Below are 14669 nucleotides of genomic sequence, written 5' to 3'. Positions count from 1 at the left end.
AGGTATTATAATGGAGATGCTACTGTAATCTCAGCAGGTGCATTAATAATCACGAAATGAAACCTCCACGAAAGTATTTAAACCACTAATGAGTACTCAACCAACGGCTCACTTCCTGCATACTCTCATTAATTACTGTAATCGCTTGTTGATATAATTCCTCTAGCAATTCCGAGTGTCCTGTTTTCCAATAGCGCTCGAGATATTGGCTGGCTATTTTCATTTTCACGGTACCCACATAAATAGCGCCCCCTTTAATTTTATGGGCAAGTTGCTGAATTTTATCCCAATCAGGGGTTTGATGAGCCTCTTCCATGAGCTGCAAATCTTTGGGTAATGAATCCTGAATCAGTAAACTAAGCATTTCGGCCAAGATGGCTTGACTCCCCGTGGTCTTAATGCCTTCGTCAATATCTAATAGAGGGTACTCGCTTAGATCAAATAGATACTCTACGGTATTGGGTAAATCAGCTAAATACTGTGCGGTTTGAGAGTCATCCTCTTTCTTTTGGTGTCCTGGGATAAACGCATCAAGAATGTCGGAACAGTTTTTTATGCTCAAAGGTTTGGTTAGCACGGCATTCATGCCGGCTTCAATACACCGTTTTTTGTTTTCATCGCCAATATGTGCAGTCAGGGCTATGATTGGGGTGTGGGTTTTTCGTGGCAATTCTTGCACTCGAATTTGATGTGTTACTTCATAACCATCTAAATCAGGTAAGCCAATATCCATAAATATTAAATCATAGTATCTGCTTTTCCAAAGTGCTACTGCTTGTCTTCCAGATTCCGCGATTTCGGTATTACAATTTAGTTTGCTAAGAATGGATTTAGCCACGGTTTGCGCAATGGGGTTGTCTTCAACAACTAGAACACGAAACTCATGGGTACTTAAATCACTATGAGGTGTTGAAAGCTCTTCGGAATAGTTTGGTATTTTCGGAGCGTCACACTCCTCATCAAGTCCTAGATCATCATTAAGCAAGGGTTCTTGTAAAGGAATGATACAAATAAATTTAGACCCTTTTCTGGGTTCGCTTTCCAGATAAATTTCCCCTCCGAGCTCATCAATAAACTGTTTTACTACTGAAAGTCCAAGGCCTGCGCCTTTATAAATGCCTTGGTATGAAGGAGTAAGGCGAGTGAATTGAACATAAATTTCTTGTTGTCGTTCTGGGGGAACGCCTATCCCTGAATCTTCGACAATCAGTTTGATGATTAGCTCCCTATTGTTTCGTTTAGCAAGCTCTGCACTGAGTCGAACAAAACCATTATTTGTAAAGTTTAAGGCATTGGCGACGAGCTCGAGAACAATTCGATGCACTCTAATTTTATCACCAATTAAATGAGCAGGAATTAATGGATCAATATTTAGAGTAAGCTCCAGCTTTTTTTGAGCTGCTTTGGCTCGATTTAAATCAATAATTTGTTGTAATGATTTTTTTAAATCAAATTTTTTCTTCAGTTTGGGGATTTCTCCAGAACTGACCCGGACAGCCTCCAATACCTCATCCAAAAGATCAAGTAATGCGTGGCTTGAGGCCACTAAATTTTCGGCATATTCTTTAATTTGGGGATTATCGGACTCCAGTTTCAGTATATCCGCAAAACCGACAATACCTGTTAATGGGGTGCGAATATCATGACGCATGTTTTCTAGAAATTCGGTCTTGGCTTTATTGGCTATTTCTGATTTTTCCATGGCCGTTTTTAATTCGGCTTCAATTTTTTTTAAATAGGAAATATCAATAGTATTGCCAACAACACCGACCACATTGCCATCTTTATCCCATAAAGGTCTTTTTGCAGAAAGCTGCACCAAGGTTTCACCATTAGGTAGTTGGTTGACTTCTTCGCGAGTAATTTCGACTTTGTTTGCCATGACTTCAAGGTCATTTTTTCGATATTCATCGGCGGTTTCTTTACTGAATAATTGATAGTCTGACTTGCCAATTACATCAGCACGGTCAGTAATAAAGCCCATTTGATTTAAGCTTTGCGCCCCTCGTTTGTTCACACCAGACCAAATGCCATTTTTATCTTTCCAATAAATGTCGCCAGGAAGATTATCTATAAGATTTTTTAATTGAAAACTTTCTGCATCCAGTTGGCTGATTTTATTTTGTTGTACCTTAATAGTGAGCTCCAATTCTTTAACTCGTTGGAGTAGTTTTTTTACAGCAGGATCTTGGGATACTGTATTTCTCATTAGGTTAATCTCACAAGCTATTTTTTGCAGAGCATGTTTAAATAATAGTCAATAGTTAGCAGACTCTCAATAGCAGTTTTTTGCAGGGCAATCTATTTGTATCACACGGGTTTGATTAAATAATATTACGTAAGTATAATAATTATACGAGCCTTTGTTTCTAAGGTTTATGGAGAAAGAGGGGAATATGGAAATGGTCTTTTCTGATCAAAGTCTATTTGGCAATACCAATACATCAAGTGACTCTTTAACGCTTCCAGAAATTAACTTACCTGTTATGGATGCTTTATTAGAGAAAGCCTTTGCTGATGGAAAAAGTGACATTTTTAAAAAAACTGCCATTTATTATGTTCATCATCCATTACAAACCTCAATTAATGTGATTGATGGTTTAATAAGGTTAGGGGCTAAACCTAAAAACATATTTATTCTTGGCAAACGCTATTCTGAATGTGAAGCAGTTGTTTCTGCCTTAATCAAGAAGGGTGTTCATTATCAACCCTGTTCCATGCAAACGAATATTGGTCGTTATTCTTATAGTTTTATTCGTGATATAAACTGGTTATGGGCTGGCATGGTCGAACAAATCAAAAAGGAAGACGTTAAGGAAATCCTGATTCTGGACCATGGAGGGCATGCGATTGCTTTTGTTCCTCTCATGCTGTTACAGCAATATAAGGTTCTCGGAATAGAAAAAACTACCGCAGGCTTTATTAATAATGAAAAACATGGAGTTCCACCTATACCTATTATTGATGTGGCGAATAGTGCCGCAAAACGATTCCTTGAATCGCCTTTGATTGCCGAAGCGGTGGTGAATAAAATAGTTTCGTATTTACCTGAAAATATTAATGATTTTATTTTCGGTGTGGTTGGATTAGGCTCAATTGGTGAAGCGGTTGCTAATCGATTACGCTCATTGGGGTGTAGGTTGATTGTTCATGACATTAATCCCGGAAAATTGCAGTCGATTCACGGAAAACCTAATATTCTGTGCACGCACGATCTCTCGGCACTTATTGCTGAGTCTGATTACATTTTTGGGTGCAGCGGACGCGATATATCTGAAGGGCGCTTGGAGCAATTTCGCTTATCCACTTCAAATAAAGTATTAATTAGTTGTTCCTCCGAAGATAAAGAATATTTATCTTTGTTGCACATGATTAATCAGTACTCGTTAAAAGAACATGAGCCTTTGGATGATATTGAATACCATACTGAATTTGGATCCACTATTCATCTTCTTCGCGGAGGTTTCCCGGTTAATTTTGATCATTCAGGAGAATCGGTTCCGGCAAATGATATTCAATTAACGCGATCTTTGGTTTTGGCCGCTGTATTGCAGGCATCCGAGTATTTTAAGAGCCCGCAAATAAAAAAAGGCGTCTATGCTTTGGATTCAGCGTATCAACGCTTTGTGATTAATGAATGGCTTAAATACCAGGATACTTCGAATATCCAGCCTGAAGAGCTGTTTAATTTACTTAATGAGGATTGGATTAGCCTGCATTCAAATGGGGTATAAAAGTGGTAGGTACTTGTTCACTTGCCCACCGCTCCTTCTTCGAGACGTTATATAAAATTGGTTCTTTTTTCCTTAATCTAAGTCAAAGGCTGAGGGGTAATCACCTTATTTTTTGATCCTGAAATGCATATCAATATGTATTTGTATGGACATTTGTCTCCATGTGTACTACTATTTTATATATAAATAGTAATAAACATGGTGATTGGTATGCATGCTAGTACAAGCCCCATCAATACAATCCCTGATGAAGTTGTATGGAAATCTTTGTTTAATTTGGTTGAGCGTTTTGACCTTAAAGAGTCTGAGGCACGTATTCTTATGGGGGATATGCCGCGCTCAACTTACACTTCTCATCGCTCAAAGCTAAGTAGAGATCAGAAGGAGCGTGTTTCTTATCTTTTAGGGATTTATAAGGATTTACGCATTTTATTTGATGATGCCGAGCAGGCAAGAACATGGATTAATCGTAAAAATACATTACCGCCATTTAATGGACTAACCCCAAAAGAATACATGTTAGAAGGGGGGATCGTTCGTCTTGCTGATGTGCGAAAATTTTTGGACTTTTGGCGAGGATATTAAATGCATTCATCCATCAATTATGACAAAAATGTGCATCGACTGGTTCCTTCAAAATTTCCTCCCATTTCTTTGTTTGATTGGGCTGACAGTGAGGAAGAGCTGGAGCAAATCGCTTTACTTGAGGGATTAACGAACGAGCGTATACAGGCTGAACTTGGCCGCATAAATGTAATCCCTAAAGAGGATTGGATAGGGGGCCTAGGTTCCACACCACTTATGGCCGCATTTACTCATATTGGCCAACCCTCTCGCTTTACTGATGGTAGTTACGGTATTTATTATGCTGCGTGTTCATTAGAAACCGCAATAAAAGAAACCGTCTTTCATCGGGAACGATTTTATAGTGCATCCCAGGAAAAACCTTGTGCAATAACTATGCGTGAATACATCGCCCAAATTAAAAAGCCATTAATTGATTTGAGAAGTGGTGAGTATGGTGATTTACTAAACCCAGATCCAATGTTTTACGATAAAAGCCAGGCTTTTGGAAAAAAGGTTCATGATGAAAAGTATTGGGGATTGCTTTATCCAAGTATTCGAAAGGCAGAAGGATTATGCATGGCGGTCTTTAGACCCCCTGCGTTAACCTTACCCAGGCAGGGTTGCCATCTCCGTTATATGTGGGATGGAACTCGTATTTCTGAGGTCTATCAAGAGAGTAAGATCGCTAATTTTTGAGGTTGTGGCGCTGTTTGGGCTGTTTCTTGAAACCCTCTCTTGGCACCATCCAGACCAAATTAACTTATTCATTAAATGTATAACCACGTCACGCGGTTTGATCCAAGTCTAGAATAAAATGGCAAGACTCCGCGAACAAGTCGCTGTTATAGATAAAGAACACATCATTATAACTAATGATTGATTTCTAAGTGTCATTATTATCCCCTTGCGCAGTAATGAGTTAATATTTAGGGTAGGCATTTTTTATGACTGGAACAGTTTTTGCAAGGAGGTTAATTCTGCTGCCAGATTAGTTTTTGGCTTATTGATGCGGGAAATTTAAGGACAATTTTATTATGAATATAAGAGCAAAAAGATTTGCTATTGCATTGACGTTCTTAGCCTCAGAATCTGTGTTTAGTGCCATTACCTCGGGACAGATTACTATTATTAATGGCTTAGCCAATGAATCAGTTTCAGGGACGGGGACTACCGCATCAAATATTAATGTTCAAGTTTCAGATGCTGTGGGGTTATGTTCTACAACACGAACAGTGAATTATAATGGTTCAACGATCGTTAAGTGGGATTCTACCAAAACGCATTCAATTACCCAATGTATAGGAATTACCTCTGTCAAGGTAACTCCTTTGAAGGGTTATGTAGGCACCCTAAATACTATTGTCTACGATGTTACACCGACTACAACTGTACCAGCACTTACAGCTAGTGGTGCAACTATCTATACGGCCCCAACTAATCCGATGTCTAATTTAGTTCTTATGGTCACAGGAACGGGCAATCCAGGCTCTAACCAGGCGGTTTCAGGAACTACATGGGGGATTAATGCGGCAGTAGTTCCGGTTTTTGATATAAAAAATGGTGCATTAACTACTGTCGGAGTACCTGGGGGAATGGGGCTAGCTGGATTTCAAGCGGAGCAAGCTGCACGTCTTTACGGTGTTCTGCCCTATGTGTCTGAATAATAAAAGAAGAGAGTTAATTATGGATAATAGAGGGTGTCAATTTGTCAAGTTAGCTATGGCTTTTATGTTAGTTTCTGGAACCGCATTGAGTGCGGTTACTTCAGGGAAAGTTACCATTATTAATAGTTTGGCTAATGGGATAAATGTGGGGTCTACAGCCACCAGTATTCTCGTTCAGGTTTCTGATCATATTGGTGCTTGCTCATTGCGGCAGATGTTAAATTTTAACGGCTCTCTCGTGGTAAAATGGGACGCCCAAAAGGCCCATTCAGCAACTCACTGCACAGATATCACTTCGGTTTCAGTAACCACCTTACGCACAATTATCGGCTCAACGAGTACCATTATCTATGATGCAACTACAAGCACTCCGGTGCCTGCAATCAATGCAACAGCTCCAGTGCATTATCTAGCTCCGACGATTCCTGTAACTAATTTAGCTTTATTGGTTACAGGAACAGGAGTTCCTGTATCAACTCAGGCTGTTTCTGGAACCGCTTGGGGAATCGGTGCAGCAGCTGCGCCTGTTTTTGATTCAACAAATGGTAACTTGCTCATTATGGGGGTACCTGGTGGGAAGGGTATGGCTGCTGTGCGGGTGGAGTCCAATTAAGTTTAAGCCTCATTACAAATATTTACATAAGGTTTCGGAGGAAATCACGTCCTCCGAGTGTATCGATTAATTGAGGTGAGCCCATTAGGAAACTGGAATAATCTTTCTTTAATACCGTTGTCAAATACGCGCAATAAAACACAGTTATTAATTTACATTTAATCTGGATTCATTATTTTTTCGCGTAAGTGCGCCAATAAGTTGGTGTTTTAAACGTGCCAACAGATGCTCTAACTTTCTCCAGGAATGTAGGACCGGGGTCTTCTTTATCAGTTTGATAATTAGGATCTAATTCTTGCCAAAGCGGGGTATTTTTAAAGTCTAAATAATCATTATGTCCAATAACATATTCTATTTGTGGGTATTTTTTCTTTAAATGGCAGACTAAAAAGGCATTTGCTTTAACTTGTGCATCCGTCAGATCATCTTTACCGTCTATTCCACCAATATTTTCAATGCCAATGGCATAGTGATTAAGGCCGATTACATGGCGCGCCATCCAATTATCGGGCATAAGTTGATAAATGCTGCCATCACGATCGACTACAAAATGACTGGATACATTTAATGCTCCTGGTAAATCTTTAGTGCGCGGGGAGTTTTGGGGGAACGCAGGGGAGTCAAATACACGAAAGGTTACTTTTAAGCTGGAGATACAGGTCCAATGCAACACAATCATTTTGGGCTCAATTTTGATGGATTTAGAGTCTATTCCATAATGATCCTTTTGGTATTGCTGAGTTAGGGCAATACGCTCTTTACCGAATTGAATCGGAGCCTGATGAATCACTTGAGGCTTTTCACAAGAAAAAGCATGTGCAAATGAACTGATAAAGCATAAGAAAAGTAGAGAGTTTTTCATATTAGTTTTTTAATACCATAAAATAAGCGTTTACATAGTCAGGTAAAAGGCGATTAGCTTTGTAAAATGCTTCATTACCTGCGTATGTTCCTGTCAAAAAGTCGACTTGATATTGGTTATGTGTAAAAGCACCGCCTGTATCTGCAAAAATACCGGCCCGAGTAATTAGTTTTCCAGAATGATCTGGATATTGCACCATCAATAGTTTACCCAGACCAAATTGTTCCAGATCCGCGGCAAAGGTTACTTCACTGTTTACTGTAATTTTATGATCTGCGTCCTTTCCATAACCTTTAATACCATTCACTTGTTTAAAGTACCAATATCGATCCTGCTGATAAGGAGGCCTCGCCTTATCATAGGCAATATTATTGCAACGATGTACATTAAATACTTTAGTTTTATGGCCTTGATCGATAAATTCGGCGACGACAGTACCTTGCAGTAAAGCGGCTTCTAAATCAGCGCGCTTTAAATATGCTAATACGGGAACATTTTTATTTGCCAAGGCTCCTTTGATGATGGCTTGTTTACCATAATGAAAACGTGTTAATCCCGGTTTAGCATTTGCCTTCTCAAGCGTTAAAGTTGCTTCATCTTGGGGTAGAGCATACAAGGCAACCGGATAAGATGGATTAGGCTTGGAGACCACTTTTGCTTTATGTACGTAATATTTCGTCATCAATATTTTATCTTGTGGCAAATGAGCAAGCAGGGTTTTTTGAGTTTTCAGTGGCTTTGCTTGTGCTTGATCGGGATACCAACGAACAAAATCAAAATGTTGTTTCACAAACGCAGGGTTATTCAATTTATTTTGGTTTTGACAAATAAAGGTTAATGTTTGTTTCACCCGAGCCAGAGGGATTTTAAAGACTTTTCCCTCATGAATTACTTGAGGATCATAGTGTTGCCCTTTATTTAAATAGGCTAGAGTTTCTTTAGCTGTTGCACATAAAGCAGCGCCATTTAGTGCATAACTTGGGGCTGGGAGTGGTTCTGTGTTGGTAAATTTTGCAGCGGCAAAGTTTGGGCTGCAAACGAGCATACCCAAAAAGAAGGCTTTAATGTTCATTGTTAATAGATATGAATTAAAAACAAGATGATATCACATCTTAGGGGCGAGGTGGTTCAAAACTACAAGCAAGATCCTTTGATAGTGTGTTATCTAGTGCTTCATGGAGCTCTTTTTTAGTGCTTCCTTGATTCTAGTATAGATTAACAACTGGCACTTTTGAGCAATAATAATTCGATTGCGAATTATCTTGAAGTAAATAAAATAAGGCTAAAAACAAAAATTTTTGTTTATTATTTTGTCAAATATGTAATAATCTAGATCTCAACGTGCTTAACAAGTAGGATTTTTTTGTTAAAAATGAGCATGGTATGATTAATTAGGATTAGTAACTGAGATAAATTGATGAAATATAGTTTGCTTGATAAGGCTTATAAGCATTGTGTTCACAATGGTTATCGATATACAGAGCCACGGGAGAGGGTGCTTAAAATATTAGTGAATGAAAATAAGCCTCTAGGTGCCTATGAAATTCTAGAAAAGCTTTCTCAGGAAGTTACAAATCCTAAACCGCAAACTGTATATAGGGCGATTCAATTTTGGCATGAAGAGGGATTTATTCACTGTATTGATAGTCTTAAATCTTATGTAGTCTGTTTGCATGAGCATCATGTAGGCCAGACACAATTTCTTATTTGTAATCATTGTGACTTTGTTCAAGAACTTGATTGTGTTACTGATATTAATCCTGCATACAGTGCAGCGAATCAAATAGAATTTTCTATCAGTAATATCACTATTGAAATTAAAGGCTTATGCCAAAGTTGTAGGCATAGTTAGCCCTTCTCCAATAAATCGAAAGAAGGGCTATTAAGGTAATATAATATTATCTGACAAGAACGTATCTACCATTGCGAACCACATATTGGTGGCCATTATGGTAAATAACTTTGTTTTGATAAGTAGCGGGTCTTCCGGTGACAAATCCAACACCAGTACCGACTACATTACCTACGCCTTTACCCACCGCGGCGCCTGTGTGTGCTACGAATCCAACACCTTGACCTACCGTATTAGCACCATATTTTACGCCATTACCCACGGTATTAAAGCCATACTTGAGGCCATTACCTACAGTATTAGTAGTGTATCGTACGCCTTTTCCCACAGTGTCACCGGCTGTATTCATTGTATTACAACCGGATAAACTTAAAACCGCAAGTAAAGTTGATGATGTAATAATTAGTTTTTTCATTATTTTCCTCCATGAGTGTAATTCTTTAATGATCACACTTTATCACTATAGTACAAATTTTACGCATTTGCGTTTAGGGTGCCAGATATAGATCTTTTGTTAGGAAAAATCGTAGCCCGTATACGGGAGCGGTACACTTGTATCGCTGTATTACGTTGACTCATGGAGTGATAGACTCTATTAAATTTCACCAAAGCTCGGAGACTTTAAATTTAATTACGGTATTATTAAATGGAGATAAATTAGCTCATTAATAAACTAAACCATGGAGAAATAAGTATAAAATTTCCCATTGTATAAAAAAAATGCATTGCACAATGGGCTCGATTGTTTTAGTCTAACTTGCCTTGATGTTGATTTTAATTTCATTCTGTGTAAAATTATTTCCGCTATGAATAAGAAATTACTTTATACAACCATTACTATTGGCCTTGTTTCGTGCGCTTGGGGATTGTTACATTACAAGAAACCTCAAGAGCCTATTAAACAAGAATCTATTTCAAACGTTAGCTGTGTTAGTAAGCCGTCAAAGATAATAAAGAAGACAGCAAAGCCGTCTGCAAATACAGTAAAATTAATTGCTGATGCTGCGTGTAAAACGGTTTCTAAGCAGGTTGCTATTCAATTAGTTAAAACAGAAAAATTAGCTAAAACAGAAAAAAATGCCCCCCCCAAGCCTCAAGAAAAACCGATTAATGTAAAGCAGAAAATTAGTGGTAGTCTTGCTTTATCCTCCGTATCTTTTGAGGAACTACCAGGTTGGGACACGGCTGATGTTAAAAAATCTTTATTAGCATTTCAGTTGTCTTGTCAAACCTTTTTGAAAAAGGAACCTTCACATCCGATTGGCTCTCAGCATATTAAGCTAAAAGCGGGGGATTGGCATCCTGCGTGTAAGGCGGCTGTTGCGATTGACACTGTTTCAGAAGAGGTTGCTCGAACATTTTTTGAAAAATGGTTCCATCCGATTAAATTTGAGCAAAAAAGACCGGTTAATGGCTTATTTACAGGCTATTACATGCCGCAAATCAAGGGTGGCTTAAAGAAAACATCCAAATACAATACACCGATTTATGGTTTACCCAAACGTGGGGGACGCAATAAAACGCGAGCGCAAATTGATAATGGTGCACTTAAGAAAAAGGCGCCTATTATTGCTTGGATTCACAGTCCTATTGAACGATTATTTTTAGAAATAGAAGGATCGGGGGTTATTTTGTTACCTGATGGCAAGAGTATTTATCTTGGCTATGCAGGAGAAAATGGGGCACCTTATACTTCAGTTGCTAAGATCCTAATAAATAAAGGAATTATGACTCGTGATAATGCTTCTAAAGACGCCATTATTCGCTATTTAGAAGGGCATCCGCAAAAAGCAAAAGAGATTATGCATCAAAACAAGTCTTTTGTTTTTTTTGAGTCATTAAAGAAGCCGATGGCTTTAGGGGCACAAGGAATGGCTCTTACACCGGGTTATTCGTTAGCTGTAGATAAAAAATGGATTCCTCTAGGAGCTCCATTGTGGTTAAGTACGACACGCCCTAAAAAAGATCAAGATGAAGATAAGAGTTTGCAGCGCCTTATGATCGCTCAAGATACGGGTGGTGCAATTCGTGGCTTTATGAGAGGGGATATTTATTGGGGCTCAGGAAAAATGGCGGCTTATCTGGGCGAGCATATGAAAAATAGAGGCCGTTATTGGCTTTTGTTACCAAAACACATACTCAAGCGCTTTGCTAAGCGTTAGAGATATACCAATGCATGTAGCCGTATTAACGTAGCGTAATACGGGATCGAAGCCTGATTTATACTCAGATCCCGATTACGATGCCCTAATACGGGCTACGATCCTCATCGTGAATTATAATGGAGGAGGAGGAGGTCGTCGTCCCAGCAAACCCATAATTAAAAATACCAGGAAAATGACCAGGAATAAAAAGAATAAAATTTTTGCAACCCCTGCAGCGGCTACCGCAATACCACCAAATCCAAATGCTGCAGCAATAAGTGCAATAATAAAAAAGGTTAATGCCCATCCTAACATAATGTTACCCTCCTTCTTACTCTTCTTTGTGTAAAAGAATAATGCTACTTTTTAAGTATAGCTTGTTCTGCTCGCATGCCCAACCAAAGACCAAATTGAAATAAAAAAGCATTTAGGCACAAAATATTTGTTTTACTGTGCTAAATCTACCATAATAGACGCTTTTTCACGCTAGTAATCTTATGTCATCGAAGTCACTTACAATTAATTTGTTACAAGAGCTTGCGCAAGCAGCCGAATTAAATAAAGAAGGCAAGACTGCTGATTACATTCCTGAACTTGCTAATGTAAATCACGAATTAACTGCAATTGCCGTACATCCTATAGGAGAGCCTGTTCTTTCTTATAGTAATAGTCCTCTTCATCCCGTCACGCTACAAAGCACTGCTAAAATGATCCCCTTGATTGGTTTGCTGGAGGAGTTTGGTGGGGAGCAATTATTTGAATGGGTGAAAGTGGAGCCCTCGGGAGATGATTTTGCCTCGATTACTCGTTTAGAACAATTTGGGCCTAAGCCTTCAAATCCTATGCTTAATGCGGGCGCCATTACTTTATGTTCACGCATACCTGGTACCGGCGAGCAACAATTCAGATGGTTGGAGCATTGGGTTCAAAAATTATTTAAAGATCGGCTAAATATTAATCCTTTAGTTTTTGCTTCAGAAAAACGAACAGGAAATCGTAATCGTTCACTCGCGTATTTGTTGAAAAGTAGAAATAACCTTGGCGCAGATGTTCATGAAACCTTAGACCTTTATTTTGCTTTATGTTCCTATGAAGCCCTGTTGGAGCAAATGTTGTATCTCCCAACCTTGTTGGCGAATGGGGGGAAAGATCCAATGAGTGGGGAACAAATTATCTCTGCTGAAACCTGTAAAATTACTGTGGCCATCATGGCTACTTGTGGTTTATATGATGAAACAGGTACTCATATGGTTAAAACGGGAATGCCTGCTAAAAGTGGGGTATCTGGTTATACTATAGCGACTGTTCCTGGTAAAGCCGGTATTGTGGTTCTCAGTCCACGGGTTAACTCCAAAGGGAATAGTATTCGTGGAGAAATCATGTTGGAAGGACTGTCCAAAGCGATGGGATGGCATTTTGCTTTGCCATAAACTGAGCCGAATTCCCGTGATTTTACTGCGGGAATTCGCAAGTTGTACTGCGCCTATTACGTTAATACAAGATAATCTTTGCTCTTTGAACACTCCTTAAACCTCCTAATGAATCATTTGGTCATCAATAGCGATTAATTTGCATTGAGCGGAACTGTATTGGTTACAAATTTCTAAAGCATTTTTTGCTGCGTCATCTTTTGTACGTTGTCCTGAGCGCCAGCCAAAGCCACCCTTTGGGGAAATCGCAAAAGCTTTATGTGGGGATCTTATTGTGTAGTTTGCAAAGGCTTTTTGAGCACTACTGGATAAATAGTTTGGTATTTTTAAACTTGAGGTGGGTAATGGGAGTAATGAATTCACTAAGGTTAAATGGTGAGTCTTTAAAAAATTGTCAACAAGAGGAGTCCAGTGTGGGACACCTGCTTGAGAAAATAGAAAATGACCTTCTTTGCCAAAGGCATTAGCGTGGATAAGGGTCGCATTGCCTCCGGATTTGGTGAATGCGGTGAGCAGTTTTTCGGCCAGTTCAGGATTAAAGAAGTGATCATTTTGAGCATAAACCCAAAGAGTAGGGACTCGGGATGTTTTTCCTAATGTTGCGAAAGCAGAGATAAGAGCATCTGTGCTGCATACATTATCATTTGATAAAGAACCACGTCCCCCGGCAAAATTAATCGCTGCCTTTAATCCTGCTGGAGGATTAAAGGCGGTAAATGCGAGGGTTGCAAAACCACCTGCAGAAAACCCTACTGCGATTATTTTTTTTGTATCAAATTGTTTTATGGTACCTAAATAATTTACCGCACCATGGAGATCGTCGGATGCTGCTTGGGCTGCCTGGATGTAATTAGGATGAGAGCAGGTTCCAAAACGTTCAGCCCATCCACCACCGGAGGTACCATAGCCACGACGAAGTACTACGGCAACAGCATAGCCTCGTCGTGCAAATTCGTAGGCTATGGGCAAGTAATAAAGAGCGCTCATTCTAGGGCGATCGCTTGCACTACGAGGAGAACCATGGCTGATAAGGGCTATAGGATGCTTGGCACCATCATTGGGATATACCAATAGGGTTTCGAGTTTAACGGGCCCTTGAGGAGTATCAATCGGGATTTGTGTTTCTTTCCAGGTCAATGGTGAATAGGCAAAGCTTGGAAGAGATACGTTTAAAATGAATAAAAACACAAACCAGATTTTACGTTCCATGTAATTCTCTTTAATTGCATGCAGTATAAAACTATAAAACAATTTCGTTATTTTTCAAAATAATACTTAGGAATAGCAGGGATTTCGCAAGAGTCCCATAAGTTCGAAGAGAGATAAGCTCGGTCTGGATAGGCGATACTTCGGAAAGAGAAGGAAGGAGGCTTAGAAGAAGGGATTAGCTGACTTAAGCTAAATAAAACGCCTCCAATCACCACGCGCAGTGCTAATTGATACAGTTAGGTAAATATAATTACGATATAGATATATAATATATATAAATACTTGCGTATCAAGGAGTCGTGTGATGCGAGATCGAGTAGAGGTTGACATGGATGTTTCTAGAGCAATAGTGCCCCATGATACGGATAAAGAAGTTTTTACTAACGGCTTACTGGATGCACCGCTTTTTATGCAAAAACTGATAAGGGATATTAAACGATGTGGCTGAGGCAGTTCGTAATCGGGATTTTGATTTTTTAAGTGGGGCTATAATGGATAAACCATATTTTAGAGGCCGGTCATCAGATGAGGAGATTATTTATAGACGGGCTTTAACGTTCACAGCTAAAGCCATGAGTGGTGAACTTGAACCCA

15 protein-coding genes are annotated in these 14669 nt (G+C 39.1%); 9 read left to right on the top strand and 6 right to left on the bottom strand.

Annotated features, from left to right (window positions below):
* Positions 1–85: 85 nt before the first annotated feature.
* On the bottom strand, positions 86–2209 hold the full coding sequence (locus ACD661_RS03650; RefSeq protein ID WP_400186378.1) for a response regulator: 2124 nt from the start codon (positions 2207–2209) through the stop codon (positions 86–88).
* Between the two features lie 187 nt (positions 2210–2396).
* Here ACD661_RS03650 and ACD661_RS03645 point away from each other — a divergent pair, with 187 nt between their 5' ends.
* From ACD661_RS03645 to ACD661_RS03625, 5 genes are all read left to right on the top strand, one after another.
* Positions 2397–3734: an NAD(P)-dependent oxidoreductase gene (locus tag ACD661_RS03645; protein ID WP_400186377.1), complete on the top strand. Its 1338-nt coding sequence runs from the start codon at positions 2397–2399 to the stop codon at positions 3732–3734.
* A 210-nt stretch (positions 3735–3944) separates the two neighbouring features.
* Complete coding sequence (locus ACD661_RS03640) at positions 3945–4319, top strand: MbcA/ParS/Xre antitoxin family protein (RefSeq protein ID WP_133135268.1); 375 nt, start codon at positions 3945–3947, stop codon at positions 4317–4319.
* A complete protein-coding gene (locus tag ACD661_RS03635; protein WP_400186375.1) occupies positions 4320–4997 on the top strand; it encodes an RES family NAD+ phosphorylase in 678 nt (225 codons plus the stop codon). It abuts the gene before it with no gap.
* A gap of 338 nt (positions 4998–5335) precedes the next feature.
* Positions 5336–5965, top strand: coding sequence for a hypothetical protein (locus tag ACD661_RS03630; RefSeq protein WP_400186373.1), 630 nt, complete (start codon positions 5336–5338; stop codon positions 5963–5965).
* Between the two features lie 19 nt (positions 5966–5984).
* Positions 5985–6578 carry a hypothetical protein gene (locus ACD661_RS03625; RefSeq protein WP_400186372.1) on the top strand — a complete coding sequence of 198 codons (594 nt, stop codon included), beginning with the start codon at positions 5985–5987 and terminating at the stop codon, positions 6576–6578.
* A gap of 172 nt (positions 6579–6750) precedes the next feature.
* Here ACD661_RS03625 and ACD661_RS03620 read toward each other — a convergent pair whose 3' ends face one another.
* Both ACD661_RS03620 and ACD661_RS03615 read right to left on the bottom strand, forming a co-directional pair.
* Positions 6751–7440 carry an N-acetylmuramoyl-L-alanine amidase gene (locus ACD661_RS03620; protein WP_400186370.1) on the bottom strand — a complete coding sequence of 230 codons (690 nt, stop codon included), beginning with the start codon at positions 7438–7440 and terminating at the stop codon, positions 6751–6753.
* Position 7441: 1 nt separating this feature from the next.
* Positions 7442–8512 carry a hypothetical protein gene (locus ACD661_RS03615; protein WP_400186369.1) on the bottom strand — a complete coding sequence of 357 codons (1071 nt, stop codon included), beginning with the start codon at positions 8510–8512 and terminating at the stop codon, positions 7442–7444.
* Positions 8513–8857: 345 nt separating this feature from the next.
* Here ACD661_RS03615 and ACD661_RS03610 point away from each other — a divergent pair, with 345 nt between their 5' ends.
* Positions 8858–9292, top strand: coding sequence for a Fur family transcriptional regulator (locus tag ACD661_RS03610; RefSeq protein WP_400186368.1), 435 nt, complete (start codon positions 8858–8860; stop codon positions 9290–9292).
* Between the two features lie 46 nt (positions 9293–9338).
* Here ACD661_RS03610 and ACD661_RS03605 read toward each other — a convergent pair whose 3' ends face one another.
* On the bottom strand, positions 9339–9707 hold the full coding sequence (locus tag ACD661_RS03605; RefSeq protein WP_400186366.1) for a hypothetical protein: 369 nt from the start codon (positions 9705–9707) through the stop codon (positions 9339–9341).
* Positions 9708–10098: 391 nt separating this feature from the next.
* Here ACD661_RS03605 and ACD661_RS03600 point away from each other — a divergent pair, with 391 nt between their 5' ends.
* Positions 10099–11454, top strand: a complete 1356-nt coding sequence (locus ACD661_RS03600; protein WP_400186365.1) for a murein transglycosylase A — start codon at positions 10099–10101, stop codon at positions 11452–11454.
* Positions 11455–11568: 114 nt separating this feature from the next.
* Here ACD661_RS03600 and ACD661_RS03595 read toward each other — a convergent pair whose 3' ends face one another.
* Complete coding sequence (locus ACD661_RS03595) at positions 11569–11751, bottom strand: DUF1328 family protein (RefSeq protein WP_400186363.1); 183 nt, start codon at positions 11749–11751, stop codon at positions 11569–11571.
* A gap of 182 nt (positions 11752–11933) precedes the next feature.
* On the opposite strand from ACD661_RS03595, the gene glsA reads away from it, so the two are divergent.
* Positions 11934–12866, top strand: a complete 933-nt coding sequence (glsA, locus tag ACD661_RS03590) for a glutaminase A (RefSeq protein ID WP_400186362.1) — start codon at positions 11934–11936, stop codon at positions 12864–12866.
* Positions 12867–12971: 105 nt separating this feature from the next.
* Here the strand turns inward: glsA and ACD661_RS03585 are convergent, their stop codons facing one another.
* The gene (locus ACD661_RS03585; protein ID WP_400186360.1) at positions 12972–14075 is read right to left on the bottom strand and encodes an alpha/beta fold hydrolase; all 1104 of its coding nucleotides are present in this window, start codon (positions 14073–14075) and stop codon (positions 12972–12974) included.
* A gap of 304 nt (positions 14076–14379) precedes the next feature.
* Here ACD661_RS03585 and ACD661_RS03580 point away from each other — a divergent pair, with 304 nt between their 5' ends.
* Complete coding sequence (locus ACD661_RS03580; protein ID WP_400186358.1) at positions 14380–14523, top strand: hypothetical protein; 144 nt, start codon at positions 14380–14382, stop codon at positions 14521–14523.
* Positions 14524–14669 lie beyond the last annotated feature (146 nt).

The sequence above is a fragment of the Legionella lytica genome (assembly GCF_044626755.1).
In the GTDB taxonomy this organism is placed as follows: Bacteria; Pseudomonadota; Gammaproteobacteria; order Legionellales; family Legionellaceae; genus Legionella; species Legionella lytica_A.
The sequence above is the reverse complement of the archived record's forward strand: the minus strand, read 5'-3'. Positions and strand labels throughout refer to the sequence as shown.